This is a genomic window from Bacillus sp. V2I10 (assembly GCF_030817055.1).
Taxonomy (GTDB): Bacteria; Bacillota; Bacilli; order Bacillales; family Bacillaceae; genus Bacillus_P.
The window spans coordinates 3881955-3908950 of sequence record NZ_JAUSYV010000001.1 but is presented as its reverse complement, the minus strand read 5'-3'; the positions used below and the strand labels follow the sequence as shown (position 1 = coordinate 3908950).

At 40.8% G+C, this 26996-nt stretch carries 30 protein-coding genes; 22 read left to right on the top strand and 8 right to left on the bottom strand.

Going from position 1 to position 26996, the window contains the following annotated elements; all coding sequences use genetic code 11:
* Positions 1–8 precede the first annotated feature (8 nt).
* Positions 9–1919, top strand: a complete 1911-nt coding sequence (locus QFZ72_RS19770) for a heavy metal translocating P-type ATPase (protein WP_307436760.1) — start codon at positions 9–11, stop codon at positions 1917–1919.
* Positions 1920–1952: 33 nt separating this feature from the next.
* Here QFZ72_RS19770 and QFZ72_RS19765 read toward each other — a convergent pair whose 3' ends face one another.
* Positions 1953–2156 (bottom strand): hypothetical protein, encoded by a 204-nt coding sequence (locus tag QFZ72_RS19765; protein ID WP_307436756.1) that lies wholly within the window; start codon positions 2154–2156, stop codon positions 1953–1955.
* Between the two features lie 596 nt (positions 2157–2752).
* On the opposite strand from QFZ72_RS19765, the gene QFZ72_RS19760 reads away from it, so the two are divergent.
* The gene (locus QFZ72_RS19760) at positions 2753–4903 is read left to right on the top strand and encodes a GDYXXLXY domain-containing protein (RefSeq protein WP_307436753.1); all 2151 of its coding nucleotides are present in this window, start codon (positions 2753–2755) and stop codon (positions 4901–4903) included.
* Positions 4904–4989: 86 nt separating this feature from the next.
* Here the strand turns inward: QFZ72_RS19760 and QFZ72_RS19755 are convergent, their stop codons facing one another.
* Both QFZ72_RS19755 and QFZ72_RS19750 read right to left on the bottom strand, forming a co-directional pair.
* The gene (locus QFZ72_RS19755; RefSeq protein ID WP_307436751.1) at positions 4990–5325 is read right to left on the bottom strand and encodes a DUF3243 domain-containing protein; all 336 of its coding nucleotides are present in this window, start codon (positions 5323–5325) and stop codon (positions 4990–4992) included.
* A 234-nt stretch (positions 5326–5559) separates the two neighbouring features.
* A complete protein-coding gene (locus QFZ72_RS19750) occupies positions 5560–7080 on the bottom strand; it encodes a phytoene desaturase family protein (protein ID WP_307436748.1) in 1521 nt (506 codons plus the stop codon).
* A 452-nt stretch (positions 7081–7532) separates the two neighbouring features.
* Between QFZ72_RS19750 and QFZ72_RS19745 the strand changes: the two genes are divergently transcribed.
* Together QFZ72_RS19745 and QFZ72_RS19740 are read left to right on the top strand one after the other, a co-directional pair.
* Entirely contained in the window at positions 7533–8636 is a 1104-nt protein-coding gene (locus QFZ72_RS19745) for a M24 family metallopeptidase (RefSeq protein ID WP_307436745.1), read from the top strand.
* A gap of 92 nt (positions 8637–8728) precedes the next feature.
* On the top strand, positions 8729–9520 hold the full coding sequence (locus QFZ72_RS19740; RefSeq protein WP_307436742.1) for a thermonuclease family protein: 792 nt from the start codon (positions 8729–8731) through the stop codon (positions 9518–9520).
* A gap of 255 nt (positions 9521–9775) precedes the next feature.
* Here QFZ72_RS19740 and QFZ72_RS19735 read toward each other — a convergent pair whose 3' ends face one another.
* Positions 9776–9919 (bottom strand): hypothetical protein, encoded by a 144-nt coding sequence (locus QFZ72_RS19735; protein WP_307436739.1) that lies wholly within the window; start codon positions 9917–9919, stop codon positions 9776–9778.
* Positions 9920–10142: 223 nt separating this feature from the next.
* Between QFZ72_RS19735 and QFZ72_RS19730 the strand changes: the two genes are divergently transcribed.
* Positions 10143–11024: a TVP38/TMEM64 family protein gene (locus tag QFZ72_RS19730; protein WP_307436736.1), complete on the top strand. Its 882-nt coding sequence runs from the start codon at positions 10143–10145 to the stop codon at positions 11022–11024.
* A gap of 310 nt (positions 11025–11334) precedes the next feature.
* Here QFZ72_RS19730 and QFZ72_RS19725 read toward each other — a convergent pair whose 3' ends face one another.
* A complete protein-coding gene (locus QFZ72_RS19725; protein ID WP_373464612.1) occupies positions 11335–11805 on the bottom strand; it encodes a hypothetical protein in 471 nt (156 codons plus the stop codon).
* 180 nt (positions 11806–11985) lie between these two features.
* Here QFZ72_RS19725 and QFZ72_RS19720 point away from each other — a divergent pair, with 180 nt between their 5' ends.
* The 6 genes from QFZ72_RS19720 to QFZ72_RS29580 all read left to right on the top strand — a co-directional run bounded on the left by QFZ72_RS19720 (position 11986) and on the right by QFZ72_RS29580 (position 14292).
* Complete coding sequence (locus QFZ72_RS19720; protein ID WP_373464611.1) at positions 11986–12213, top strand: DUF1659 domain-containing protein; 228 nt, start codon at positions 11986–11988, stop codon at positions 12211–12213.
* 33 nt (positions 12214–12246) lie between these two features.
* Positions 12247–12465, top strand: a complete 219-nt coding sequence (locus QFZ72_RS19715; protein WP_307436727.1) for a DUF2922 domain-containing protein — start codon at positions 12247–12249, stop codon at positions 12463–12465.
* A gap of 99 nt (positions 12466–12564) precedes the next feature.
* Positions 12565–12714, top strand: a complete 150-nt coding sequence (locus QFZ72_RS19710) for a YvrJ family protein (RefSeq protein WP_307436724.1) — start codon at positions 12565–12567, stop codon at positions 12712–12714.
* 47 nt (positions 12715–12761) lie between these two features.
* A complete protein-coding gene (locus QFZ72_RS19705) occupies positions 12762–13625 on the top strand; it encodes a cation diffusion facilitator family transporter (protein ID WP_307436721.1) in 864 nt (287 codons plus the stop codon).
* 144 nt (positions 13626–13769) lie between these two features.
* Positions 13770–14024: a hypothetical protein gene (locus QFZ72_RS19700; protein WP_307436719.1), complete on the top strand. Its 255-nt coding sequence runs from the start codon at positions 13770–13772 to the stop codon at positions 14022–14024.
* 181 nt (positions 14025–14205) lie between these two features.
* Positions 14206–14292: a putative holin-like toxin gene (locus tag QFZ72_RS29580; protein ID WP_373464708.1), complete on the top strand. Its 87-nt coding sequence runs from the start codon at positions 14206–14208 to the stop codon at positions 14290–14292.
* Between the two features lie 250 nt (positions 14293–14542).
* Here the strand turns inward: QFZ72_RS29580 and QFZ72_RS19695 are convergent, their stop codons facing one another.
* Positions 14543–14677 carry a hypothetical protein gene (locus QFZ72_RS19695; protein ID WP_307436716.1) on the bottom strand — a complete coding sequence of 45 codons (135 nt, stop codon included), beginning with the start codon at positions 14675–14677 and terminating at the stop codon, positions 14543–14545.
* A 185-nt stretch (positions 14678–14862) separates the two neighbouring features.
* On the opposite strand from QFZ72_RS19695, the gene QFZ72_RS19690 reads away from it, so the two are divergent.
* The 3 genes from QFZ72_RS19690 to QFZ72_RS19680 are packed head-to-tail and all read left to right on the top strand — an operon-like array spanning position 14863 to position 17261.
* Positions 14863–15168 carry a hypothetical protein gene (locus tag QFZ72_RS19690; RefSeq protein WP_307436713.1) on the top strand — a complete coding sequence of 102 codons (306 nt, stop codon included), beginning with the start codon at positions 14863–14865 and terminating at the stop codon, positions 15166–15168.
* Complete coding sequence (locus tag QFZ72_RS19685) at positions 15165–16346, top strand: sensor domain-containing diguanylate cyclase (RefSeq protein WP_307436710.1); 1182 nt, start codon at positions 15165–15167, stop codon at positions 16344–16346. Before QFZ72_RS19690 ends, QFZ72_RS19685 begins: the two co-directional genes overlap by 4 nt.
* 36 nt (positions 16347–16382) lie before the next feature.
* A complete protein-coding gene (locus QFZ72_RS19680; protein WP_307436708.1) occupies positions 16383–17261 on the top strand; it encodes a putative bifunctional diguanylate cyclase/phosphodiesterase in 879 nt (292 codons plus the stop codon).
* A gap of 233 nt (positions 17262–17494) precedes the next feature.
* Here QFZ72_RS19680 and QFZ72_RS19675 read toward each other — a convergent pair whose 3' ends face one another.
* Both QFZ72_RS19675 and QFZ72_RS19670 read right to left on the bottom strand, forming a co-directional pair.
* Complete coding sequence (locus QFZ72_RS19675) at positions 17495–18304, bottom strand: HAD family hydrolase (protein ID WP_307436706.1); 810 nt, start codon at positions 18302–18304, stop codon at positions 17495–17497.
* A 174-nt stretch (positions 18305–18478) separates the two neighbouring features.
* Positions 18479–18898, bottom strand: coding sequence for a hypothetical protein (locus QFZ72_RS19670; protein WP_307436704.1), 420 nt, complete (start codon positions 18896–18898; stop codon positions 18479–18481).
* 137 nt (positions 18899–19035) lie between these two features.
* On the opposite strand from QFZ72_RS19670, the gene QFZ72_RS19665 reads away from it, so the two are divergent.
* The 8 genes from QFZ72_RS19665 to splB all read left to right on the top strand — a co-directional run bounded on the left by QFZ72_RS19665 (position 19036) and on the right by splB (position 26977).
* A complete protein-coding gene (locus QFZ72_RS19665) occupies positions 19036–19425 on the top strand; it encodes a DUF6843 domain-containing protein (protein ID WP_307436701.1) in 390 nt (129 codons plus the stop codon).
* 310 nt (positions 19426–19735) lie between these two features.
* The gene (gene glcT / locus QFZ72_RS19660) at positions 19736–20578 is read left to right on the top strand and encodes a glucose PTS transporter transcription antiterminator GlcT (protein ID WP_307436700.1); all 843 of its coding nucleotides are present in this window, start codon (positions 19736–19738) and stop codon (positions 20576–20578) included.
* A gap of 225 nt (positions 20579–20803) precedes the next feature.
* Positions 20804–22903, top strand: coding sequence for a glucose-specific PTS transporter subunit IIBC (ptsG, locus tag QFZ72_RS19655; protein WP_307436697.1), 2100 nt, complete (start codon positions 20804–20806; stop codon positions 22901–22903).
* A gap of 99 nt (positions 22904–23002) precedes the next feature.
* Positions 23003–23269, top strand: coding sequence for a phosphocarrier protein HPr (locus QFZ72_RS19650; protein ID WP_029281636.1), 267 nt, complete (start codon positions 23003–23005; stop codon positions 23267–23269).
* Positions 23269–24984 (top strand): phosphoenolpyruvate--protein phosphotransferase, encoded by a 1716-nt coding sequence (gene ptsP / locus QFZ72_RS19645; RefSeq protein ID WP_307436693.1) that lies wholly within the window; start codon positions 23269–23271, stop codon positions 24982–24984. The genes QFZ72_RS19650 and ptsP overlap by 1 nt, the downstream gene beginning before the upstream one ends.
* Positions 24985–24989: 5 nt before the next feature.
* Complete coding sequence (locus tag QFZ72_RS19640) at positions 24990–25388, top strand: ATP-binding protein (RefSeq protein WP_307436690.1); 399 nt, start codon at positions 24990–24992, stop codon at positions 25386–25388.
* Between the two features lie 38 nt (positions 25389–25426).
* Positions 25427–25669, top strand: coding sequence for a transcriptional regulator SplA domain-containing protein (locus QFZ72_RS19635; RefSeq protein ID WP_307436688.1), 243 nt, complete (start codon positions 25427–25429; stop codon positions 25667–25669).
* Positions 25670–25948: 279 nt separating this feature from the next.
* A complete protein-coding gene (gene splB, locus QFZ72_RS19630; protein WP_307436686.1) occupies positions 25949–26977 on the top strand; it encodes a spore photoproduct lyase in 1029 nt (342 codons plus the stop codon).
* The last annotated feature ends 19 nt before the right edge of the window (positions 26978–26996 follow it).

Genomic DNA, 26996 nt, shown 5'->3' with positions numbered 1-26996 from the left:
GGTATACCATGCTTGTAAATGAAAATGCACTTCATCGTGAACATGATGAGAATACAAAATTTGATAGACTAAAAGAATACGGGGAATTGATTGCTGCCATTGTCTCTGGAATCCTTATTTTGATAGGATGGGCCATTCAAACAAATCAGGGGGACTCAGCTGCAGCTGTCGCTTTATTTATATCAGCTTTTTTAATCGGCGGATATGCGAAAGCAAAAGAAGGAATTGAGGAAACACTTGAAGAGAGAAAGCTGAATGTAGAATTGCTGATGGTCTTTGCAGCCATTGGTTCAGGAATCATTGGATATTGGATTGAAGGCGCCATTTTAATCTTTATTTTTGCATTAAGCGGGGCGCTTGAAACCTATACACTGAACAAAAGCCAGCGTGAGCTTTCGGCACTGATGGAGCTTCAGCCTGAGGAGGCTTCCCTGCTTAAAGATGGCAAAGAAATAAGAGTTCATGTCTCTTCGCTTGAGATTGGAGACTTGATTGCTGTAAGGCCAGGTGAACGAATTCCGACAGACGGTGAAATTGCATCTGGAACAACAAGTATTGATCAGGCAGCAATAACAGGTGAATCCATCCCTGTTGAGAAAAAGGCGGAGGACACTGTTTTCGCCGGCACAGTCAATATTAATGGTTCTATAACAGTAAAAGTAACAAAAAACAGCGATGAAACCCTTTTTCAAAAGATTATTAAGCTCGTTCAATCTGCTCAGTCAGAAAAGTCGCCCTCACAGCAATTTATTGAGAAGTTTGAAGGAACTTATGTAAAAGGTGTATTAATTGCCGTTGCATTGATGATGGTTTTGCCGCATTATCTGCTGGGGTGGAGCTTCAATGAGAGCTTCTACCGGGCGATGGTTCTGATGGTGGTGGCCTCACCATGCGCCCTGGTCGCATCCATAACGCCTGCGACTCTGTCAGCCATCTCTAATGGTGCAAGAAATGGCTTGCTATTCAAGGGCGGAGTTCATTTAGAGAGGTTAAGCAAGCTGAAGGTAATCGCTTTCGACAAAACAGGGACGCTCACAAAAGGGGAACCTGTTGTGACAGATGTGAAAATCAGCAAACATGCAGATGAAGCTGAAGTGTTCAGTGCGGTGCTGTCAATTGAAAAGCAGTCCAATCATCCGCTTGCAAAGGCGATCGTATGCTATATCGAAAAGAAATATCCCTCTCTTCATCCCGAAATGCTGGATATACAGGAGCAATCAGGTTTTGGTGTAACGGCCAAATGGAAGGGTGAAATGTGGAGTGTAGGAAAACCCGTCGCGGAAAATGAGGAAGAGAACGAGATGACGGCATTTGGCTTTGAGAGAGCACATGAGGGGAAAACCATTGTCTATGTGAAAAATGAGAGCGGGATCGCGGCCGTTCTGAGCCTTCAGGATGTGCTTAGAACGGATGCCGTTCAAGCGATTGATGAGCTCAAAAAAGCGGGAATTCACACGGTAATGCTGACAGGGGATAATGAGTCCACAGCACAATCCGTGGCAAGTGCTGCAAGAGTAGACCAATTTATTTCGGAATGCCTGCCTGATGATAAAGTGGCAGAAGTGAAGAAACTTAGGAAGAAGTACGGTCATACAGCAATGATCGGGGATGGCATTAATGATGCTCCAGCACTGGCTGCGGCGAGTGTCGGAATTGCCATGGGCGAAGGGACGGATGTTGCCCTTGAAACGGCGGATGTTGTCCTGATGAAAAATGATTTGACCAAACTGAAAAAAGCCATTGAAGTCTCTAGAAAAATGGATAAGATTGTGAAACAGAATATTATTTTCTCAATGTCAATCATTGCACTGCTGATTTGCTCGAATTTCCTGCAGGTGCTCGATTTGCCGCTTGGTGTAATCGGACATGAAGGAAGCACGATTCTTGTTATCCTGAATGGACTGCGGTTATTAAGATGAAAAAATGGACGAAAGGGATCTTTCGTCCATTTTCTATGTCGTTCTCTCCCCTGTGGATTCTTCATCAGGTCTTTTACTCACAATCACATAAGCTGCAGTAATACAAATGAAGCCTATGATCCACCCGATCAATGAGCTATAGTAAAACCAATCTGATAATTGAATAAAAATAAAAGGTGATGCAAAACCGATTATACATAAGATGAGGACTATATTTCGTTTCATTACTTTCAGCAATGCAAACATCTCCTTAAGTAGGTAAAGAACGGATTCCCATATTCATTATACCTAAAAAGAAAACACATGGAAAATCAAGATTTCCTTTTTTGGAAAAAAAGTGCAGCTTGGCGTTTAAGAGCTTTCTATTTCAAAATATGAAACCTGAATAGTGTCTGATAAATTTGAAATAGAGCCCGAAAAAAAGTGAAGTGTGCCCGAAATAAAGTTTGGAGTGCCCGATAAACAAAGATACGAAGGATAAAACCCGAAGAGTACCTGATAAAAATCCTTTTACCTCTTTTGTCACACGGTAATTAAAAAATTTCTTGGCGTTCAGAGAAAGGAGACCCCAAAAAATAAAAATAAAAATTTCACCTCATCAGTTCAGCTTAAATCCGCTGCTCATAAAATGGAATATAAGTAAGTTAATGGTGTGGAGGGGATGAAAACAAGCTTAAGGACGAATAAGATAAGCCTGTTCGAAAAAGAAGTCACTGCTTTCAAGGAAGAATCTCTTTTTTTATACCAGATAATAGGAATCGCCTATATGACTAGTAAAAAAATGATAAGATGAAAACAGCAATCAGTTCTTTAGGGAAAGTACGGTGATCATATTGAGCAAACTCATTCCGCTGGGGTATCTCAGTGCAATCATTTTTGTTTTATCGGGCATTCTTTATTTTTTTGCTTCCAATTGGAGCGGTTTTGAACGATTGGAAAAGGTGGGTCTTGCAATTGGTATGATGGTTTTATTTTACGGAGCAAGCTTTTTGAGCGGAAAGATTTTGTCCAATCGGGAGGCTCTCCCAAAATGGCTGCTTGTCGGCGGGGCAATCTCTTTCGGTGCTGCTGCAGCTTTGATCGGGCAAATATATAATTCGCATGCTGACAGTTATCTATTATTTTTCATCTGGATGGTGCCTTCGATTGCGCTCGCTGTTATTACGCGATATCAGCCGTTTACCATTCTTAGCTATGGGCTATTGCTGCTTTCATATTGGTTTTACATGTTTCCGACAAGTGTATCCATCAATCGTTCTGATTTTGAAGAATGGCTCATTTATCTTGGCATGGTCATCCTTAATGCCGCCATATTTGGCTTAGCTAATTTCTTAAAGCTAAAACCTCTGGAATATGCAGCTTTTACAGTCATTCATCTCTTTTTGATCATCATGTCATTTTACGAGGTGTTTGAACCTTATAGTTCCTGGATGAACATCGTGTACTTGTTTGTCATTATTCTTAGCTACTTCCTGTTTATGAAAAAAGACAGCTATCATACGCTGACAATTATTACGTTTGTGATGCTGGGCGTTTTTGCCCTTTCTAAATATGCAGAACTCAGCATAAGACTTGCCGATAAAATCGGACCATACAGCTTTTATTTGTTTTCCATTCTTGGGACACTGCTCTTTTTGGGAGGCGGTATTTACCTTGCAGTCCGTGTTGCGAGGATAGCGCCTGATGACTCGCTGATGTATAAAGTGTTTAAAAATATTCTGATTGTGATTATAACCTTCACTTCGTCTCTCTTGCTTTCGTTCAGCCTGGGCGGATTATTGTTCCTTATCTTTCAGTCAGAATATAGCCTTGCGGTGTTCAGTCTTCTATTCATAGGCACAGCCGTTTTTTGGAAAAAGCTCTATACAGCAGCACGGTACACATTATTTATTACAGGGATTTTAACAGCATTTGGAGTTCTTTTCATGCTTAATGCCGGCACAGCCATTCTCTTTATTGCGGTCAGTTTTGTGATGATCCTGATCGAACGGGAAAAATTTCTTCAGTTTCTCGCCTATTCTTTTATGCTTGCGAGCTTCATCAGTCTATTTTCTGTGCACTTACAATGGATGGAGCATTTCCGCCTTGTTTTAGCCCTCTTATCCATTGTTCAATTCTTGCAGATGCTAGTGCCAATTGATAGAGTGAGACAGCTGAGCAGCTTCTGCCTCTTTTACGGATTCCTGCTTCTTTATCCGGCCGCCTTCTGGGGTACAGATTGGCAGGAAACGCTTGTCTATCAGATTCTGTATTTTGGATTTAGCGCAGTCATGCTTGCCCATTATCATAAAAGAGATGGGCTTGTGAAGAGAAATATAACCTGGGTATTTTTTATCCTCTTTTTCATCGGCCTGTATTACGATTTTGCCTGGAAGCTGCTTCACAAATCGCTGACCTTCCTGCTCCTTGGCCTGCTGATTTTTGCAGCAGTGAGATTCGTTGATAAAGAAAAACCTGCAGGAGTAAAGGTTTTTACAAACAGAACCTGGGCTTTGATAGCAGTAGTTTTTACCCTTCAGCTTGCTTTTACAGGTTACCAGAGCTTTTTAAATGAAAAAGCGCTGGATAAAGGGAAAGTAGTTGTGCTTGAACTTGAACCGCTTGATCCAAGGTCAATGCTTCAGGGAGATTATGTACAGCTGAGATATGAAGCCGCAAGATACGAACCGGAAGATGGCGTTAAAACCGGATCTGTCATCACCGTTAAAGTGAAAAAAGACAGCAAGGGGATTTACAGGCCGACTGGAGAAACGGCAAAAGGAAGAGCAGCGGAAACTTTCAAAGAGCCTGAAGTGGATGAAGCCTATCTGACTGGAAAATACAATGGCTATGACGGCATCATTCTTGGAATCGAATCCTTTTTTGTAGAAGAGGGAACAGGGATGGAACTGGAACGACATGCAAAATATGCAAAAGTGATAGTCTCTGATGAAGGCAATGCACTGCTTGTAGATGTGAAAAGCGATTTATCTTCGCTGAAATAAAAAAAATCCATCCGCTGCTGGATGGATTTTTTCTATGAAATTAGAATTTTAGTATCTGTCTGCACTAAACAGGCAGCTCTGCTTTTCTAGTTTGATTCGTTCGTCAGTTTAACGAGCATATGTGCAAGAAAATGTCTTTCCTCATCATTGCCGACTTTCCAAAGTTCATTTAATAGATTCTCTTCGCTGTTGCGCGGTTCAACGTTATTAGCCAGATAGTTTGCGACTTTCTCAGCGCCTTTAGCAAGCATTTCATCGCTTAAACCTAAACGCTTGCCTGCTTCAACTTTTTCCCCTAAGTACGATTTGAACTCTTCGAAATCCCGAAGGATCGCTTCCATTTTCTCATTGTTCAAGGAATCTAGCTTCTTCTCAATCTTTTCTGTCTGAATGGATTCGTCTTTTACTTGATGGTTTGACATTTTTTCTTGCACCTCCTGATAAAGTTATTTGTTACATTCCCGTTCTGAGAGGAGGTAAACCTTTCCAAAGAGTTGAATGTGCTTTATGAAACGATTACCTGACCAGCCTTTCGGAAACTCAATACCGGAACAGTTAGTGAAGCGGGCATCATGTGTCGTTTCGTTCAGCTGAATTTCTTTTGTTTGGACGGAGGATGGATCATTAAGCAGGGTGAACTCCTTCTTTTGCAGTCATTATGATATTTCCTTATCTTCTTTAAAGTGTTTCAGTACCTTCTCATTTTCAGAAATTAAATCAGCTGTAAGCTGGCCAGACAGAGTAACCATTGGTACTCCGCCGCCCGGGTGGGTGGACCCTCCTACAAAATAAAGGTTTTCAAGCATGCTGCTTCTGCTCGGAATTTTGAATCCGCCATTTTTCTTGCGGTCGGCGGCAACACCGTAGATCGATCCTCCATTGGATCCGTACAGGCGCTCTAAATCATTAGGCGTAAAGGTGTATTCGAACTCGATATGGTTTCTTAAATCAGGAATTCCCATGCGCTCAAGCTTTGATAAGATGAGCTCGCGATATGTTTCCTTTCTGAATTCCCAGTTTTCTCCCTCTTTTAGAGGTGGAACATGAGTCAGCACAAACAGATTTTCTTTTCCTTCAGGAGCCTGTACTGAGTCTGATTTTGATGAGATGCCGACATACACAGTCGGATCATCAGCAAGCTTGCCTTCACCAAAAATCTGCTGAAACTCCTTCTCAGGACTTTCTGAGAAAAAGAAGTTGTGATGCGCAAGGTTATCATATGTCCGGTTGACGCCGAGCAGCAACACAAGACCTGATACAGTTGGTTCAAACTTTTGCAGCTCAGCTATTTTCTGGTGCGATTGGGGGTTTTCTTTTAAAAGAGTGCGATACGCAGGAATTGCCTCAAGATTGGATACAACAAGATCTGCTTCAAGAATTCTTCCATTCAGAAGCTCAACACCGGCAGCTTTTTTTCCTTTTGTGAGAATGCGCTCCACTTTTGTATTGAGCATGATTTCTGCCCCAAGCTCGTGAAGAAGTTTATTCATGGCAAGAGCAATTTTATACATGCCTCCCTCGACATAATGAACGCCAAGTCCAAGCTGCATATGCGTGAGCTGAGACAGGACAGCAGGTGCATGATAGGGGGAAGAGCCTATATACATAATCAGGAAGTTGAAGAGCTGCCTGATTTTTTTATTTTTAAAGTGTTTTCTGGTGACGCCATCCATTGATTTCAATGGTTCCATCTGCAGCAGTTCTTTCACACTGTGCAGGGAACGAAGATCGTTAAGTCCCGAAAGGCTTTTCTTGTAAAAGCTTTTCATGCTGTACTCATACATTTTACTGCAAGACTGCAAGTAATCAAAGAATCCGTTTGCATCTTCCTCTGAAACTTTCTTTAATTCCTCAAGCATAGCGGGCAAATCGCTTGTTAAATCAATCGTTGTTCCGTCTTCATAGAATGTTCTCCAGCCGGGCTCGACTCTTTTAATGGTGAGATAATCCGCAAGGGTGCGGCCAGCACTTTTAAACAATTTTTCAAGCACCCACGGCATCGTTAGGATGGAAGGTCCCGTATCAAACGTGTAGCCGAGTCCTCCGCGCATGTTTAATTTGCCGCCAACGCGCTCTCCTTTTTCAACAACTGTTACCTCATATCCGTCTGCGCAAAGTCTGATAGCTGCAGAGAGGCCACCCAATCCGCCTCCAATGATAATCACTTTTTTTTTCAAAAGAATGCCTCCTTATGAGATTTTCCATTCATGTCTAAACTGCTAAATAGGTGTACTCAGCAATCCATTCTGCCCTTTTGGATTTTTTCTATAATCAGAAAAGCGGAACCGTGATTTTATCAACTAAAACGGAAATCATTGATTGGAAACGCGTAAACCAGATGGAGAGATTTCTCCTTGAGACGAAAAGTGTGGAACATCTCACTGGCTGCAGCTGGTGCCTTGTTTATTCTTCTTTATTTAGAACACGCCTGCGGCAGACATGATTAATGTCCTGTACGCTTTTGCGTTTAAAATTCCGTTTATAATGATTCAGCGCTATAACCGCGTCAGGCAAAAGCAATCTGCAAAAAAAGACGGATTTTTCCGAAGAAGTCCATCAGCATTCTTTAAGTTCTGATAAATTTGGCGTATGATAGAGAGGACTTATGCAGATGAAGGAGAGAGAGTGCATGCAAAAAGAAAGATTAACGAAGCTTACTGACTGGCTGAAGCAGCAGGATACAGATGCTGCGTTTATTTCATCAACTGAAAACATTTTCTACTTAACAAACTTTCACACAAATCCCCATGAGAGATTAATGGGTTTATTTATTTTTAAAGAAAAAGAGCCGTTTTTTATTTGCCCTGGAATGGAAGTTTCACAGGCGAAAGCTGCAGGTTTTGACGGAGAAATTATCGGATATGCCGATCATGAAAATCCATGGGACAAAGTAAATGCAGCCATCGTAAAAAGAGGGCAGCAGGACGTTAAAAAAGCAGCTGTTGAAAAAGACCTTCTTTCTTTTGCCCGCGCTCTAGAGCTTCAAAACATTCTGACTGGGGCAGAACTTGTTTCAGCGGAGGAAATCATGAATCAATTGCGTCTGATCAAAGACGACAAAGAGCTTGAGATTTTAAAGCAGGCAGCAGAGCTTGCAGATTTTGGCGTTGAGGTAGGCGTTCATGCTCTGCAATCAGGCATCAGCGAAATGGACGTCCTTGCAAAAATTGAATATGAACTAAAACGAAAAGGTATTCGTGAAATGTCCTTTTCTACAATGGTTCTGTTCGGAGAAAAATCAGGACAGCCCCATGGCAATCCTGGCTTGACTGCATTAAAATCAGGGGACTTCGTTTTATTTGATCTTGGCGTCGTGCTTGATGGCTACTGCTCTGATATTACGCGTACGTTTGCGTATCAATCGATCAATGATAAGCAAAAAGAAATCTATGATACAGTGCTAAAAGCTCAATTAAAAGCGCTGGATGCAAGTAAACCAGGCACTAAAATCGGAGAATTGGATCAAATCGCACGGGATGTCATCTCTCATGCAGGCTACGGCGATTTCTTCCCGCATCGATTGGGACATGGCCTTGGCATTAGCGTGCACGAATTCCCGTCGATGAGCCATACGAATAATGACATGCTTCAAGAAGGCATGGTTTATACAATTGAACCAGGCATTTACATCCCTGAAATCGGCGGCGTCCGCATTGAAGATGACGTGTATATTACAAATATTGGGCATGAAACACTGACAAAGTTCCCGAAAGAGCTTCAGATCATCAAATAGTGAGAAAAATAAATAGAGCAGCATTGAATCAGACCGCACATTCGAGCTATCGTGCGGTTTGATTTTTTGATGAATAAAAGGGGAAAAAGAAAATGAAAAAATGGTTCCTGCTGATTTTAGCAGCCTTTATGTTAGCGGGATGTTCAGAAACAGCGAATGATGAGACACCTGCTGCTGAAACTGAAAAGAAGAATATATCCTCAAAAGATGTGAGTCCATCTGAGGAAGCAGTTCCGGCTGAATCCGAAATAGAAGCAGATTCTAAGAATGAGAATTTCATTCCTGCCAAGGTAGTCAGGGTCATCGACGGAGACACAGTCAAGGTCCTTGTAAATGGGAAAGAAGAGACGCTGCGCCTGCTGCTCGTTGACACACCGGAAACCGTTCATCCAAACAAACCTGTACAGCCGTATGGACCTGAAGCAAGCAGCTTTGCAAAAAGCACACTTTCTGGCAAAGAGGTGGAGCTTGAGCTTGATGTTGGAGAACGTGATAAATATGGAAGGCTCCTAGTCTATCTTCACGCTGACGGGAAGATGTTCAATAAACTTCTTATCGAAAAAGGACTTGCGCGTGTGGGGTATGTTTATGCCCCGAATACGAAGCATGTAGATGAGTTTTATGAGCTTCAAAAAGCTGCTCAGAAAAAGGAGATTGGCATCTGGAGCATAGAAAATTATGCCGCAGAGGACGAAGGCTTTAAGGATGCGGAAAAAAAATCAGAACAAACTGAAGCTTGCACAATCAAAGGGAATATTTCTTCATCAGGAGACAAGATTTATCATCTGCCTGAAGGACAATATTATGATGCAACAAAGGAAGAAGAAATGTTCTGTTCCGAGGATGAAGCGGCCAATGCGGGATACAGAGCCTCTAAAAGATAAAGCGGGAGATGATCCCGCTTTTTTTATATTATGCTGATTGGTGTTTAAACGGCTTTGGTTCATGTCTGCCGAATAAGTAGCCCTGAACAAAATCAATGCCGATATCCATTAATAACTCATTTATTCTTCTTTATTCACACTCTCGCCGAGAACTTGAATATTCAATTTGCACCCTAAGTTAATGACGTTTAAAAGGAAGTCCCTAATAGAGTGCGTATGATACCCTGAAACATGAAAAATCTGTGTTTTGGGTACTCAAAGAGTGCGTATGGTACCCGTGAAACACGCAAGTTTCTCACGGTTTTCATCGCAATCCGAAATATCATTCCGATCGGTTTTTACATAATCAGGATAAAATTCACGCAGAATTTCAAGTGTGGCAAAGCCTGCGGGTTTCATTTTTTTTCTTCCTCAATAAAGGTAAATGATTTATCAATGATCTTGCGAAGCAAGAAGACTAGAAACCAAATCACTTGCTGATTTGGTTTTTTTATACTGTTTCAGGAGAAATCTAAGCCTGAAGTCTTACTTTCAGTTAAACCCCAGGTGTGTTTTCTAATGAATCCTTTGCCATTAAACTTAATCATACAACTGAAATTTACTTAAAAGGAGATAGAATGCCGTGATTTTTGGAATGAAACTGTCTGAATTGTGGACGCATTTATTGATGGGCGCGTTTGCAGCCGTGTGCGTGTTTGTGTTTTTGCCATCGCTGCTGACAATTTATAAAGGCATATTTACAGCCATTTTAATAGTCATTCTGTCTATTAATCTTGTCTTGATTATCATGAAGAAAGCCGACTATTTAAAACTTACGAGGCTCGCCTTAGTGTACTTGAGCATTTTTCTGATTATAGTCTGTCTGATTTTTTATACAACAAAGTTTTTGGTTCTGACTGATGCAAACGGCATGGAGAGCGTTTTAGGCGGAAACACCCTCTTAGGCAAACTCCTTTTTCTCCTTATTTGTTTCCTCCAGCCAATCGTCCTGCCCTTGCCTGAAGCTGTAACGGTTCCTGCAGGCAGTGCAGTTTTTGGCTCATTTACCGCAGCTTATCTGAGTTTTTTCGGAATGATTTCCGGAATAGCTGTCATGTTCCTCATAGCTAGGATCGGCGGACAAAAACTTGTTTTAAAATTAGTAAAAGAAAAGCACTTGCGCAGCTACCAGGAGTATGCGGGAAAAAATGAAACGGCCATTCTTTTCCTCCTGTTCATTATCCCGATTCTTCCAGATGAAATCATTTGCCTTGGAGCGGGGATAGGCGGAGTTTCTTTCAGCAGATTTATCCTGATTGCTTCGCTATCAAAACTAATGACAGCCTCATCTCTATCCTATTCAGTCGAATTGGCCAAACACCTCTCCCTGACCGGACAGGAATTAATCCTGGCTGTGTCACTTGCTGCTGGTGGATTCATTATTTTATTAATAGGAGTAAAATGGATTTTAAACAAAAGAAAAAAGAACAGCAGCATTCTTTATGAGAAAAACGCTGAAAAATAGAGCGTTTTTTTGTGTGATGGGCCAATAACCAAAACGAGAAAAGCACATGCTTGTTCTGTTAATGAAGCCTGAACAGAACACATGTGCATGGTTTATTCTATATAATTAGTCGTTGTATGTAAATTAGTGCAGGTTATTTTGATTCCGCCCGTCTTGGGACACTTAAACAACGTAGGCCCTGCCTCTCATACGTCCTTGCGGTTCCAAGCCCGCGCCAGCTAGAGTAAGTGTAAATCTCAGATGTGCCCGAATCATTGCCTCTAAACTTTATTTACCCGATTTTCAGGTGTTAAAACGTCTGGTAAAGAGTTTATCTTTTTTGAATGGTGCGAACTCTCAAAATAATATATCGGATGAGAAATCCGGTCAGCAATCCTGGAATAAGGGAAAGCATCGGCAGCCAGATCGGTCCAAAGAGTACTCCGAACAGCTTGAGTTTTGGAGAGTACATTAACCCGACCGTGACAAAATAAGCCCCGAATACAAAAGGCAAAAAGGACAGGGGAGGAGCGGGACCATCTGCATTTTTGTATGCATCATACATCGCAAACATGTATATGCAAGGATAAAACATAAGCCATCCAAATTCGACCGTTTGAATGGCCGCATCAATTTTACCTAAGAAACTAAGCATGATGACCTGATTGAAATGACTATACGTATTAATCAGCAGTTCCAGTAATATAAACAGGATTCCTTTAATCAGCTGACGGTTCAGAAGCTGTCCAAACCCAGGGAATGCTATGCTCCACAACAGGACTTCTAGTTTACTTGTTTTCACATTCATACCTACCTATCAGGATTTGTGTGATTTCCATATGAACGAATCAATCTTATGTTATTTTTTGTAAAAATCCCGAAGAACATACTATAAATTTAAGGCATGCCAAACATACAGAAAAAAGTTCTGAATTTCTGCTACTTTAATGATCGCTTCCTTGTATAACGTATACGAAAGGAGGTGATCAGCTTGGCAGAAACAATCATTCTTGATTCACAGCTTCGCCTTGTATTCGATATGGGCATGGATGAAAAAGGAGAACAGGTATATAAATACAAGAATTACAACAATGTGAAAACATCAGCAACCGCTGAACAGCTGCTGCAGGCAGCATCCGCAATTACAGGTCTGCAAACACAAACCTTATCTCATGTAGAACGAAACGATTCTCATCAGGTAACAGCTTAATCACTAAAACATGCAGGAAAGGAGGGAATATAAATGGCGAAAACGCTGGAGCTTCAATTTTTAAATGAAGAGGGCAAGCAGGTGAAAATCAACATCGATTCTCCAAAAGAACCGATTGTTGAGAGTGATGTGTCAAATGCAATGGACCTTATCTTAGCTTCAAATGCTTTTACATCTCCGGGCGGAGACTTTATCAGCAAAAAAGGAGCACGTATCGTTGAAAGAAATTTAACAGATCTTACAATCGGATAAAGCAAATGAAGGTCAGATCTCCAATTGGGGGATCTGGCCTTTCATCTCTGAATGAAGAAGGAAAATGAACATAAAAACTGGAAAAGGAGGAAACCTATAATGGAACAGTGGATTCAATTAGTAAGTGAAGTCGGATTTCCGATCATGGTTACTCTCTTCCTGCTGCACAGGATTGAAAGCAAACTGGACACTCTGAATGCGTCTATTCAAATGCTCCCGAAGCAGTGGAAAAGTAATCAGTCAAACTAAACTTCTCTGCTTATGTAATGGATCTATAAAATGGGGAAGTGAAATTATTGGACGTTTATCAAGATTTAAAAAAAGGAGAACGCGGTGCCTGGCTGAGCATCGGTGCTTACATCCTTCTTGCAGCAGCCAAGCTTGGCATTGGCTATGTGTATTCTTCACAGGCCCTCCTTGCAGATGGTCTGAATAACGGATCAGATGTCATTGCATCAGCTGCCGTTTTAATCGGGCTGAAAATTTCTCAAAAGCCGCCTGACCTTGATCATCCCTACGGGCATTTTAAAGCAGAGGCCATTGCTGCCTTGGTTGCTTCATTTATAATCATGTCTGTCGGTATTCAGGTTTTGTTCGAAGGGTTTAAATCCATCATAGAGCCAAAGACAGAATCACCCAATTTGATCACTGCATGGGCAGCCATCATCAGTGCGATTATTATGTATGGGGTTTACCGATACAACAAATCATTGGCAAAAAAGATCAATTCCAAAGCACTGATTGCAGCAGCCCATGATAACCGCTCCGATGCCCTCGTAAGCGTAGGCGCTTTTGCAGGAATTGTCGCGTCTCAATTCGGCATAGCCTGGTTTGACACCGTTACGGCGATTACAATCGGATTCATTATTTGCAAAACGGCATGGGATATTTTCAAAGAAACAGCTCATTCCTTAACAGACGGTTTTGATGATCAGATGCTGAGGAACTTTAAAGCAACTGTTGAGTCAACGCCAGGAGTCGACAGGATCAAGGATATAAAAGCACGATACCTTGGAAGTAGTGTCCTTGTAGACGTAGTTATCGAGGTTCACGCAGGACTGAATGTAAGCGAGAGCCACGAAATTACAGATGAAGTGGAAAAAAGAATGGAAATAGAACATCGTATCTCGCATGTACATGTCCATATCGAACCATCCTGATGTAACAGATCAAGCTAAATGGCTTCCTAAACCGGAAGCCATTTTTTCTTTTAAAAAGTTCCAATAACTCGACATAATCATACAAAGGGGATCTGATTCAATTGGCGAAGTAATATATATGAGAAAAAAAAGGAGGGTATGAAAATGCCTGAGAAGGAAAAGGTCATGAAAATCAAAAAGTACAGTGATGATATTCTCCGGAAGGTGCTGCATGATGAATACGCCCCAGACGGTGATTCGTTAAAAAATGTGGTGGAGCTGCTTTCGCGATCTGTCTATGATTTATCTGAAATGTATCTAAATGATCAATGCAATCATGAAGAAACCCTCAAAGGCACATTGGCAAAAATGAAAATTGCATGTAATACTGTCGAACAAAACCGAGTTAAAACGACTTAACAAAGGACACCTTGAGTGTTCTTTTTTTATATTTAGAGCTTTGGCGGTCAAAGACAATAATTGTAGGAGAAATGGCTCAAAATACAAACGTATGTTCCTGTTTTGTTCGTTTAGTGATATAATGGACGGGCAGGTCAATCTTTAATGGATCAGTGTGAACCCCTAGGAAAGGGGGGATGGCATGTTGACAATCTTTGAAAGTTTAGTTGTAATGGTTTCTTTTGCTACGTTAATTGTGGCAGTGCTCGGCTTTGGGCAAAAAAAATAGACCTCGGCATAACAGAGAGGTCACAGTAAACCGTTTGCGTATTAAGCTGATCCGTTCTAGTGCTGCTTGACTGCTTTGGCTGTAGATGTGGCATCATCTGCAGCTTTACGGAATTAGTATATCATAAAAAGGCAGGGAAATACTTGTCATAAAATCGATTTTATAAAAAACGTCTTGAAATGAAGCCCAAGCTAAAAGAAAAAAGACGGTCAAAAGAACCGTCTTTTACTAGCTTACAAGTATGTAAACCTTATTTTTGTTTGTTCGCTTTTTGCTGATTCATTTCTTGAGAAAACTCAGTATCAGCTTGCTGGTTTTGCTGTTGTTGATTTTGCTGCTGCTGTTGCATGTTTTGCTGCTTGTTGTTTTGGTTGTTCTTGTTCATCGCTCATTCCTCCCTTCATGGAAATTTCCTTTCGTTCGATAGTCTGCATCAAACAGAGAATTTTTAAACATATATTTTGCTATTTTTTGTCATTGCACACAGAAGATAGTTTTTTAGAAAAAAATTGAAATCGCCCTTGAACATCTTAAGATTTGTTCGATATAAGAGATAAGGGGGAATTTTGATTGTTTAACTTGAATGCAGATTTGTTTTTGATGTTCCTTGTACTTATTCAATCGGTTATCAGTTATCATCTGACGCCGGTGTTCACAAATATATACAGTCGTAAAACTCAAGATAAACAGCCCACAATCATGATAATGCTTAGTTTAACCCTTGGATTCTTGTTCTGGCTGACTCACCTGCTAGCCATTTTTTCTGTTCATTTAAAGTATACAGTAGAGCAGCCGTTCCTTTACTTTCTGATTAGCTATGCAATTTGCAGTTTTGTCGCTTTTTCTCTATTAGAACTGGCGGAATCCCGCCTATGAGCTCAAAAAGTTATTTTGTTAAGGGATGCGGCATGTCACTTGGTATAGTTTTCGTTGATTTTATTGGGTATGCAATTTTATTTCAGGATAAAATTGAAGTGAAGCCGCTTTTGATCCTTTTTGCATTGCTGCTTTCTGCGGCTTTCAGCTTTTCCGCGCTAAGACTTTTATTGATCGCTTTAGAGGACGGCTTATTAAACCAGCGCCGCGCGAAATACTACCGCACAGCGGGAAGTATAATTGGCGGAATATCGCTTGCCGGCATTCCGTATGTTGCTATGACCTCCGTCCTTGACTATCAATTTGCAGACGGCGGACACTATCACTATTTAATTCCGTTTCTATTTGTCTTTTTATTAAATCTCATTCTCACATTTATCCCTGATCTTTACAGTCATACGATGATGAATGAACAATCGGAGCGGATTAATGAAAAAGAAGAGCGTTTCCGCTCTTTGTTTCATCATAGCCCGGATGGAGTGATATCAACTGATCTGCAGGGAGTCATCACTTCCGTTAACAAGGTAGCAGCAACGATGACTCAGCTGACGGAAAAGGATTTGATCGGGCTAAGTTTTTTAACCCTAATTAAAGAAGAGGGCCATCAAAAAGCTTTATTTTACTTTTCTGAAATTGTAAAAGGGTCCTTCAGCGAAAATGAGCTCTCTGTATCGCTGCAGGGGAAGAATGGAGATTCTCTAGATGTTTTAATTACGGCGGTGAGACAAGTAGTCAATCATAAGGTTATTGGTGTCTATTGCGTCGTGAAAGACATCACCGAAAGTAAAAAAGCTCAGAACCGCATCAATTATTTAGCCTTTCATGATGAACTGACAGGACTTCCAAATCGCAGATACTTCATTCAGAAGCTTTTAGAATTAAAATCAGGAACCCAGCCGTTTGCGATATTAAATCTTGATTTTGACCGCTTCAAACGTTTGAATGATTTATTCGGACATGCATTTGGGGACTTGGTGCTGGTGAAGATAGCAGAAAGACTTACATCCGTTCTCCCAGAAAGTTCAATTCTGTCCAGACTTGGCGGAGATGAGTTTAGCATCATATTGCTTTTGAATGAGATGGAGAAAGCAAATGAAACAGCAAATGATATTGTGCACCATTTCCGTTTTCCGATGAAAATCAGGGAAAATGACTGCCTAGTTACAACAAGCATTTGAATTGCCCATTTTCCTGCACACAGCCGGGACTCTGAAATGCTGATGAAATATGCAGATATTGCGATGTATGATGTGAAAATGAACGGCTCAAACAGTTACGGTATCTACAAGCCTGAAATGAATGATAAACTGATTGAAAAAATCAGGATCGAAAATGAATTGCGTAAAGCTCTTCAATATAAGGAACTCAGCGTTTATTTTCAGCCAAAGTTCAAGGAAAATCTGGCTACTGTCATAGGTGCAGAAGCCTTGGTCAGATGGAAGCATGCTGAACTTGGTTTTATTTCACCTGCAACTTTTATTCCGATTGCAGAAGAAACCGGTTTAATATTCGAGCTTGAACGGTTTGTCCTTGGAGAAGTTGCAGGCCATGTACAGGCATGGGAACGGCAAAACTTAAATTTCGGCAGAATTTCTATTAATATCTCACATCTGCATTTATATCAGGATGATTTGATTCAAACGATTGATGAAATCCTGTCTTCTTATCAAATTCATGCATCGAGTCTTGAGCTTGAAATAACAGAAACCGCTATGATGGATAATGAGCTGGAGGCGAATATGAAATTATCTATGCTCAGGAGCAGGGGAATTGAAATCAGCATGGATGACTTTGGAACCGGCTACAGCTCTTTAAGTTATTTGCAGAAACTCAGCATAGACCGGCTGAAAATTGATCAATCCTTTATAAGAGAAATGGAACAGCATAACGGTAACGAGGCGATTGTCTCAATGATTATCTCAATGGCCAATCATCTTGAGCTGAAAGTGATTGCTGAAGGGGTTGAAACAAAAACTCAAAAGGATCTTCTTGCTAAATTAGGATGCCTTGAATTTCAGGGATACCTGGGCGGAAAGCCGATTCCCGCAGAAGAATTTTCTGATATGTATTTATCAGGCAGTAAAGCCGTATAGGCATAAAGCAGAAAAAGGGCGAATAGATCGCCCTTTCAGGCTGTAGACAAAGTCGGCAGCTATTTTCTTTATCTAGATGAGGTTCAAGATATAGTATGATTTTTTTGAATAGATATCAATATATGCAAAATTCAAGAAACAAAAACCCCTTTTTCTTCAATAATTTCTCTAGAAAAGGGGTTTGTCTACACTCTGAAAGGGCGAATAGATCGCCATTTTTTGTCATGCTTAATTTAAACCTTTGAATGCAGCTGCATTTTATTCATTTCTGCTACTTTTTTAATGGCTTCACGAACAGTTGCTGCTGTGTAGGCAGCTTGCGCTTTCACTTCAGGAAGGGCATCTTCCATTGCAAAGCTGTTCGGGGTCATTTTAAACATGGGAATATCATTGAATGAATCACCGATGCAGGCAACCTCTTCAGGCTTAATTCCAAGGTGTTCAATAAGCATCTTTAGTGCGTTGCCCTTGCTTATGTTTTTAGGCATGACATCAAGACACTGCTTGTCAGATATGTATGTCTCGATTGTATCAGGATGTCTTTCCTGCAGCGTTTTCTGCAGATCGGAAATTGCTTCATATTCACCCAAAATAGAAATTTTAGAAGCCTTGACATCTTCTCCCAAGGCATTAAGGAGATTGACGTTCTCTTCTATTGGAGAGAACATTCTCGATTCAATACCTGTAATGACTTCATCTCGGCGTTCTGTATAATTTTTGCTGTAGTCTGCAATGATTGTGATAAAGTCTGTAGAACGAACTTGTTCAAACACTTCTTTAGCAATCACATTATCAAAGGTCAGTGCATGCAGAGATTCATCATTATCTGTATTGATAAAAGCTCCATTTTGACTGATGCGGTGGTACTTTTCACCAATCATCGTCAAAATTTCGCCAATCTCCACATCCATTCTGCCTGATGCTAAACATACATCCACACCATTTTCCTTTAATTCTTTAAGAGCGGCAATATCCTGCTCCGTCACCTTTTTTTCAAAACTTAATAATGTTCCATCAAGATCACTTACAAATAGTTTTATCATTTCTGATCTCCTCCTTGATGAATCTCTCTGCGGGCGGGGTTTTCCCTGACCTGTCTCATTATAGGGTTAGATACCCGCAGGTGCAATTGTTTCGACCGGGTCAGTTCGGGATTAGAGAAACCTAATCGGGCTTCGCCGGTGAGTGGCGAAGCCCGATGAACGGCAAAACATTTGCTACTGAATCCTAAGAGTCTGAATCAGATTCTTAGGATCGTATGACATTTCAAAAAATAATGGTTTGTTTTCGTCTGTAAACAAAATGAGTCTAGGAGAATCCTTCTTGCTGTAGACAATCATTCCTTCTGAAACGATGCCGTCATACCATTTGTTTTTCACTTTAAGAGACGCTGTAGGCTGTATTAATATCAAATACCCCTTCTTGGGCAGTGGATTCACTTTTACTGTGATTCCCTTCATTGACTCAATCGCCGTTTTAAGTTCATTTGTAAAATAAGCTGAAGAGGGAACATCTTTAACGACGTCGCCCGTTTCAACATCAATCACTTTGACGGACTTTATTTCTGCACTTCCTTCATTAATGGGCAAATTGAGAAAAAGGATCAGGAGACAGATACTTATTTTTATTATCTTCATATAAACACCTCATGCTTACTTTCCCCAATTATATGAAGTCATCATCTGGTATAAATTACAAGGCTGAATGTGAAACGGATAGATTCAGAACAATGGTTGATGCTAACGAATAACAATTGTGGATAGGAGGCATTTTGATGAGGACATTCATATTATTACTAACTGCTGTTTTGTTCCTTTCCGGGTGCAAGCAGCAGGATCAGTCTCAGCGTACATTTTTAATTCCTGAAGGCTATACCGGTTGGGTAACGGTTCATAACGATCCTTCTGCAGAAGAAAATGTAAAAGAGTACAATGTGAACAAAGAAGGTCATGCATCCGTGAATGAAAAAAATATCCATGATGGCTGGGCTGCGACAAACTATTTCTACTTGGATAAAGACGGGGACAGAAAAGAACTTTCTCCTGGAAAAATGATTCACGGGGCATCAAGCGGGGATGAAACAGGAAAAGATGGAGCAGCATATTTTTTTGTTGGAGATAAAAAGAAGTTCGAGACGACCGAATATGTTCCTGAAGATCGATAGTATTTCAGAAATCTTTAATTGGTGAATCACAGGTATTATTTTCTTTGTTCACAATATCGGGGAATGATTAAAAAACGTTTCAATTAATCTGGAGAGTACCCGAATGAATTTGAAAAGCCCGCGAATCAATGTTGAAACAGCCCGAATTAATTTTCAAATCGGGAAAATTCTATGGGGAATTCTAAATTAAGTAAGAATGTTTCTGACCGATCTACAAGTCTTTCAGTCGATCAGCATTTCGCAGTTGACGTAATCACATGCTATTATGTACGATATGAAGCATTGAGAGATAAAAGGAGCTGAGGATTTCGTGAAGGAGTCCTTTACAATAAAAAAGGTTTTAAATAATAATGTGCTTATTGCCGAGCATGATTCATACGAAGAGGTTGTTCTGATTGGAAAGGGTATAGGATTTGGCAAGAAACGCGGAGAAATGATGCAGGAGGATTCGTATGAGAAGATGTTTGTGCTTACGAATCAAAAAGAGCAGGAACAATTTAAGATGCTCCTTCCTTTTGTCGATGAAGACATGATTGAGGTTGTCAGCGATGTCATTCACTTTATAGCAGAGCGGGTGAAGCTGCCTTTAAATGAACATATTCATATCGCGCTGATTGATCATATTACATTTGCGATTAAACGGCTTCAAAAAGGGATGGACATTAAAAATCCGTTTCTGATTGAGACAAAAACGCTTTATCCGAATGAATTCTTAGTTGCTGAAGAAGTTATCCATATGATTAATGACAGGCTCAAAGTGAACTTGCCGGAAGGGGAAATTGGTTTTATTGCCCTTCATATCCATAGTGCCATCACAAATAAGCCGATTGCAGATGTGAACCAGTTTTCTCAGCTGATTAATCAATTGGTAGGAGTGATTGAAGACTCTATGAAAATAAAAGTGAATCATGAAAGCGTCAATTATCTGCGGCTTGTCCGCCACTTAAGATACACGATTGAAAGGGTTCTCTCAGGTGAAACGGTTGAAGAACCAGAAAAGTTTACTTTATTGTTGAAAAAAGAATATCCGCTATGCTACAATACATCTTGGAAAATGATAAAAGTGATGCAGCAATTTCTGAAAAAACCAGTCTATGAAGCTGAGGCTGTATATCTCACATTGCATTTATACCGTTTAACAAATAAAACTTAATGAGAAAAGTACCTTACGTGTTACTGATACGATCAGGCATGAGTGAACAAGTACGTGTTGAAACCGGCTAATAGGGGGAATATACCCTTTGTGCACGGTCGTCCTTGTTGCACCATGCTTTTTTTGTTGTTCTTTTTAGGTCTGAAATGTAAACGCTTGTAATTTGCTTTCATGTTTTTTTTGCTTGCTGCTTACACAAACTATTTTTACAAGGAGGTCAAACACATGTTTAAAAATTTATTTGGAGTACTCCAAAAAATTGGTAAAGCTCTTATGCTTCCAGTTGCGATTTTGCCTGCTGCAGGTATCCTGCTTGCATTCGGTAATGCGATGCAAAATCCGGAGCTCACTTCAAAAGTACCATTCTTAACAAATGAAATCGTTCAGCTTGTTGCAAAAGTAATGGAATCTTCTGGTGATATTGTCTTTGCAAATCTGCCGCTTCTATTTGCTGTCGGTGTAGCAATTGGCCTTGCCAATGGAGATGGGGTTGCAGGTCTTGCAGCGATCATCGGATACTTAATTATGAATGCAACAATGAGTGCTGTGCTGCTTCAAACAGGGAAAATTCCAAGCGATGCTGTAGAGCTTGCACAATTCTTCCAGCAGCTTCATCCTGAATATGCAAGAGTTCTCGGAATGCCAACCTTGCAGACCGGAGTCTTTGGCGGTATTATCGTCGGGGTTCTCGGTGCATACATGTACAACAAATTCTTTAAAATTGAATTGCCACAATACTTAGGTTTCTTTGCAGGAAAGCGCTTCGTTCCAATCATGACAGCTGTTTCTGCAGTTGCATTAGGGTTACTTATGCTATTTATCTGGCCGCCGGTTCAAAATGGATTAAACGCCTTCTCAACAGGGCTGCTTGAATCCAATAAAACATTAGCAGCGTTCATATTCGGTTTAATTGAACGTTCATTAATTCCTTTTGGTCTTCATCATATTTTCTACTCTCCTTTCTGGTATGAGTTTGGGAACTATACAACTCAAGCAGGAGAAATCGTCCGCGGAGATCAGCGTATCTTCATGGCTCAAATTAAAGACGGCGCAGAATTAACTGCAGGTACATTTATGACAGGTAAATTCCCATTCATGATGTTCGGTCTTCCTGCCGCTGCTCTTGCGATCTATCATGAAGCAAGACCTGAAAACAAAAAATTCGTTGCAGGTATCATGGGTTCAGCTGCTTTAACATCTTTCTTAACTGGGATTACAGAGCCGCTTGAATTCTCATTCTTATTCGTAGCACCTATTCTATTTGCAATCCATGCTGTCTTTGCTGGTCTGTCTTTCATGACGATGCAATTGCTTGATGTGAAAATCGGGATGACATTCTCAGGCGGAGTCATTGACTACTTCCTGTTCGGTATTCTTCCAAATAGAACCGATTGGTGGCTTGTTATTCCGGTAGGTTTAGTATTCTCTCTGATTTATTATTTCGGATTCCGTTTTGCGATCCGCAAGTTCAACCTTAAAACACCTGGACGCGAGGATGCTGAGGCAGAAACAGAAGATGATAAAGCAGGCGAAAATGCTGGAGATCTTCCATATAACATTCTTGAATCTTTAGGCGGAAGCTCAAATATCAAGCACCTGGACGCATGTATCACCCGCCTGCGTGTAACGGTTAATGATGTGAAAGCAGTCGATAAAAACCGCTTAAAACGTTTAGGAGCAGCAGGTGTCCTTGAAGTTGGAAACAACATTCAGGCAATCTACGGTCCTAAATCGGATAACCTGAAAACACAAATTCAAGACGTGATGTCAGGCAAAACGCCTCGCCCGGCAAAACCTGTTTCAGCTGAAAAAGAAGTGCAGGAGCAAGTTGAGGACGTTGTTGCAGGACCTCTTAAAAACGAGGTAAGCGAATTTTCATTTGTTTCTCCTTTAACAGGTGACATTCATCCAATCACTGAAGTGCCTGATCAAGTGTTCTCAGGAAAAATGATGGGTGATGGTTTTGCGATTACTCCTGCTGACGGCACGATCGTTTCACCGGTTGACGGCAAAATATTAAATGTATTCCCTACTAAGCACGCAATTGGCCTTGAATCAGAAAGCGGCAACGAGATTTTAATTCATGTCGGAATTGATACTGTGAACCTTAAAGGGGAAGGCTTCGAAGCATTTGTTAAAGAAGGTGACATTGTCACTAAAGGACAAAAACTGCTCCAAGTAGACTTGGAATTCGTTAAGCAAAATGCTCCTTCTATTATGACGCCGATTGTTTTCACAAATTTAAATGAAGGCGAATCAGTCGTAATTAAATCATCCGGCAGTGTGAAAGCAGGAGAAGAGAACATCATTTCTTTAGAAAAATAAAATGAATGAGGTCGCATCACTTGTCAATCATGTGATGCGGCTGTTATGATAAGATATTGTGTACTAGCTTTATTTAAATATGAAGGAGATTGATTAATTATGGCAGAGAAAACGTTTAAAGTAACAGCAGAATCAGGAATCCACGCACGTCCGGCTACAGTGCTTGTTCAAACAGCAAGCAAATTTGATGCAGATGTGAACTTAGCATATAACGGCAAAACAGTGAACTTAAAATCAATCATGGGTGTTATGTCTTTAGGTATCGCTAAAGATTCAGAAATCACGATTTCTGCAGCTGGTTCAGACGAAAACGATGCAATCGCAGCTCTTGAAGAAACAATGAAAAAAGAAGGCTTAGGCGAATAATGCTTGAATTAAAAGGGATTGGAGCTTCAGCTGGGATCGCGATTGCAAAAGCTTACCGCTTAGAAGAACCAGATCTGACAGTATCAAAAAAAGAAGTAGCAGATAAAAATGCTGAAGTCCTTCGTTTTGATGAAGCCATCCAAAAATCAAAATCAGAGCTTGTAAAAATTAAAGAGCATGCATTCAGAGAATTAGGTGCAGACAAAGCTGAAATTTTTGAAGCTCATATCTTAGTTTTAAGCGACCCAGAATTGCTTAACCCGGTTAAAGATAAAATCAGCAGTGAAGCAGTTAACGCTGAATTTGCAATGAAAGAAACGGCTGATATGTTTGTAAGTATGTTCGAGTCTATGGACAACGAATATATGAAAGAGCGTGCAGCTGATATCCGCGATGTTACGAAACGTGTGATCGGACACTTGCTTGGCGTTGAGATACCAAACCCGAGCATGATTTCTGAAGAAGTGATTATCATTGCAGAAGATTTAACACCTTCTGACACTGCACAGCTGAATCGTCAGTATGTTTTAGGTTTTACAACTGATATCGGCGGCAGAACATCCCATTCAGCCATCATGGCTCGTTCAATGGAGATCCCTGCAGTAGTTGGAACAAAAACAGCTACAGCTGACATCAAAAATGGCGACATCGTCATCGTTGATGGAATTGATGGAGATGTCATCGTAAATCCTTCTGAGGATGTAATTGCAGGCTTTGAAAAGAAAAAAGCTCAATACGAAGTGCAAAAAGCGGAGTGGGCGAAACTTGTAAATGAAGAAACGGTAACAAAAGACGGACAGCACGTTGAGCTTGCAGCCAATATTGGCACGCCTGATGATGTTCGCGGCGTTCTTGAGAACGGCGGAGAAGCAGTTGGTCTATACCGTACAGAATTCCTTTACATGGGACGCGATCAGCTTCCGACAGAAGATGAGCAGTTCGAAGCATATAAAGCTGTGCTTGAGCGCATGGAAGGCAAGCCGGTTGTTGTCCGCACCCTTGACATTGGCGGAGACAAAGAGCTTCCATACTTGAATCTTCCGAAAGAAATGAATCCATTCCTAGGTTTCCGTGCGATTCGTCTTTGCTTAGAAGAGCAGGATATTTTCCGCACTCAATTGCGTGCATTGCTTCGTGCAAGCACGTTCGGCAACTTGAAAATCATGTTCCCGATGATTGCGGTAGTGGACGAGTTCAGACAGGCTAAAGCCATTCTTTTAGAAGAAAAGCAAAAGCTTGTCAATGAAGGTGTTCAAGTTTCAGATCACATTGAAATTGGAATGATGGTTGAAATTCCTTCAACTGCTGTTCTTGCAGATCAATTTGCTAAAGATGTTGACTTCTTCAGCATCGGAACAAATGACCTGATTCAATACACAATGGCTGCTGACCGTATGAACGAGCGTGTTTCATACTTGTATCAGCCTTATAATCCTGCTATTCTTCGTCTTGTGACGCTTGTTATTGAAGCAGCTCACAAAGAAGGCAAATGGGTAGGAATGTGCGGAGAAATGGCTGGCGATCCGCTTGCGATTCCATTGCTTCTTGGTCTAGGACTTGATGAGTTCTCTATGAGTGCAACATCGATCCTTCCAGCACGTTCTCTTATTAAAAACCTTTCAAAAGAAGAAGCAGCAAGCTTCAAAGAAGAAATTCTTTCTATGAGCACAACAGATGGAGTTGTTGAGTTTGTGAAAGCGAAATTCAATCTTTAATTGAAATGAAAAAGACCTGCTTAAGCAGGTCTTTTTTTAAGTGCAAAGGGGAACTTCCCGCAGTTAAAGGGGATGAAAATCAGCTTAAACAGGTGCTGATCAATCTGTTGAAAAATGCGTTTGATGCCATGAATAAAGGCGGAAACATTATTGTGGACGCTCAAGCTAAAAATGACATCGTTATAATCACGATCGCAGATCAAGGGCCAGGCATTCCGGCTGATTTAATAAGCCAGGTTACGAAACCTTTCTTTACGACAAAAGAAAAAGGAACTGGTTTAGGCTTGGTCATAACGGAAAAAATCATCCGGCAGCATAATGGAAACATAACAATCACAAGCCAAATAGGCGAAGGAACAACGGTCATCATCTCTTTTCCTGTATCACATTCCTTAATAAGGTGAAACTAACATCATCAAGCGTAAAAGAAAGGTGATGAAAATTGGAAAAGAAAGACGTAAATGCAGGAGACAAGGTGTACGTCATCTACCGCAATCCGCATGCAGCAAATGTAGCCAATATCCAGCAGGCTGAAATCGTGGAGCATCCGAATCACCCTGGTGAAAACGCCCTATTTATTCATGATTCCTATCATTTATTAGATGAAGAGGACGCAATCTTCCCTTCTTATTCAGATGCAGAAGCGATGTACAATAAGCTGTTTGATTATGAACAATATGAGTAGAAAACTTCGCAGCTTGCTGGCTGCTTTTTTTTTTGAAAGTGCCTGTGTTGGGACACATTTGGAAAAACGGATTCGTCCAAAAACAAATCCGGACTTCTCGGGTGAATCTATATCTGTCTGGGCTTTTCATTGTGTCCAGCTTTACCTCCTAACTCCTCGGCCAGAACGGAGCTGAACAGTCGGTTCCGCTTTTCTATATAGGTAAATTTTAAAAAGGATATGAAGAATGCTGATAACAAAGGTTAAAGGTATACCGCTTTAGTTAAAGGAAGTGTATTCATGGTTAAACCATTTGTGCCGCAGCTTGTCTATATTGAGCCTAGAGCGCTTGAATATCCGCTTGGGATTGAGCTGAAAGAGAAATTTGAAAAAATGGGGCTTGAAATCAGAGAAACGACTTCACATAATCAAGTGAGAAATATACCGGGCAATAACCATCTGCAGCAGTACAGAAATGCAAAATCCACTCTTGTGGTAGGAGTTCGAAAAACACTGGACTTTGATTCTTCAAAACCATCTGCTGAATATGCGATACCGCTTGCAACAGGCTGTATGGGGCATTGTCATTACTGTTATCTGCAGACAACTATGGGCTCTAAACCTTATATTCGCACGTACGTGAATACAGAAGAAATCTTTCAGCGGGCACAGGAATATATGGATGAACGCTCACCGCAGATCACCCGTTTTGAAGCATCCTGTACGTCTGATATCGTCGGGATTGATCATTTAACCCATTCGCTAAAAAGAGCGATTGAATTCTTCGGGAATACGGATATGGGCCGATTGCGCTTTGTCACAAAGTTTCATCATGTGGATCATTTACTTCATGCAGATCATAAAGGAAAAACACGTTTTCGCTTCAGTATCAATGCTGATTTTGTGATTAAAAATTTTGAACCAGGCACATCGCCGCTGAATAAACGTTTAGAGGCAGCCGTCAAAGTAGCGGGGGCGGGATACCCGCTCGGATTTATTGTGGCGCCTATTTATATTCATGAAGGATGGCGGGAAGGGTATTACGAATTGTTTTCGAAACTTAATCGGCTTTTGCCTGAAGAATCACGGGATGATATCACATTTGAAATGATCCAGCACCGGTTTACAAAGCCTGCCAAGCGCTTCATTGAAAAAAACTATCCAAAATCAAAGCTCGAGATGAATGAAGATGACCGCCGCTACAAATGGGGAAGATACGGAATCGGCAAATATATTTATCAAAAAGATGAGGTAGCTGATTTAAGAGAAACACTTGAAACGTATATTGATGACTTCTTTCCAAATGCGAAGATTGAATACTTCACTTAGAAAACAAGGTGTGCAGCCC

Coding starts and splice junctions, on each gene's coding strand:
- ptsP (WP_307436693.1), top strand. CDS start 23,269: ATGCTTGAATTAAAAGGGATTGGAGCTTCAGCTGGGATCGCGATTGCA.
- QFZ72_RS19735 (WP_307436739.1), bottom strand. CDS start 9,919: ATGAAACCCGCAGGCTTTGCCACACTTGAAATTCTGCGTGAATTTTAT.
- QFZ72_RS19745 (WP_307436745.1), top strand. CDS start 7,533: ATGCAAAAAGAAAGATTAACGAAGCTTACTGACTGGCTGAAGCAGCAG.
- QFZ72_RS19740 (WP_307436742.1), top strand. CDS start 8,729: ATGAAAAAATGGTTCCTGCTGATTTTAGCAGCCTTTATGTTAGCGGGA.
- QFZ72_RS19670 (WP_307436704.1), bottom strand. CDS start 18,898: ATGAAGATAATAAAAATAAGTATCTGTCTCCTGATCCTTTTTCTCAAT.
- QFZ72_RS19665 (WP_307436701.1), top strand. CDS start 19,036: ATGAGGACATTCATATTATTACTAACTGCTGTTTTGTTCCTTTCCGGG.
- QFZ72_RS19710 (WP_307436724.1), top strand. CDS start 12,565: ATGGAACAGTGGATTCAATTAGTAAGTGAAGTCGGATTTCCGATCATG.
- QFZ72_RS19770 (WP_307436760.1), top strand. CDS start 9: ATGCTTGTAAATGAAAATGCACTTCATCGTGAACATGATGAGAATACA.
- QFZ72_RS19755 (WP_307436751.1), bottom strand. CDS start 5,325: ATGTCAAACCATCAAGTAAAAGACGAATCCATTCAGACAGAAAAGATT.
- QFZ72_RS19675 (WP_307436706.1), bottom strand. CDS start 18,304: ATGATAAAACTATTTGTAAGTGATCTTGATGGAACATTATTAAGTTTT.
- QFZ72_RS19695 (WP_307436716.1), bottom strand. CDS start 14,677: ATGAACAAGAACAACCAAAACAACAAGCAGCAAAACATGCAACAGCAG.
- QFZ72_RS19680 (WP_307436708.1), top strand. CDS start 16,383: ATGCTGATGAAATATGCAGATATTGCGATGTATGATGTGAAAATGAAC.
- ptsG (WP_307436697.1), top strand. CDS start 20,804: ATGTTTAAAAATTTATTTGGAGTACTCCAAAAAATTGGTAAAGCTCTT.
- splB (WP_307436686.1), top strand. CDS start 25,949: ATGGTTAAACCATTTGTGCCGCAGCTTGTCTATATTGAGCCTAGAGCG.
- QFZ72_RS29580 (WP_373464708.1), top strand. CDS start 14,206: ATGTTGACAATCTTTGAAAGTTTAGTTGTAATGGTTTCTTTTGCTACG.
- QFZ72_RS19650 (WP_029281636.1), top strand. CDS start 23,003: ATGGCAGAGAAAACGTTTAAAGTAACAGCAGAATCAGGAATCCACGCA.
- QFZ72_RS19700 (WP_307436719.1), top strand. CDS start 13,770: ATGCCTGAGAAGGAAAAGGTCATGAAAATCAAAAAGTACAGTGATGAT.
- QFZ72_RS19685 (WP_307436710.1), top strand. CDS start 15,165: ATGAGCTCAAAAAGTTATTTTGTTAAGGGATGCGGCATGTCACTTGGT.
- QFZ72_RS19715 (WP_307436727.1), top strand. CDS start 12,247: ATGGCGAAAACGCTGGAGCTTCAATTTTTAAATGAAGAGGGCAAGCAG.
- QFZ72_RS19640 (WP_307436690.1), top strand. CDS start 24,990: ATGAAAAAGACCTGCTTAAGCAGGTCTTTTTTTAAGTGCAAAGGGGAA.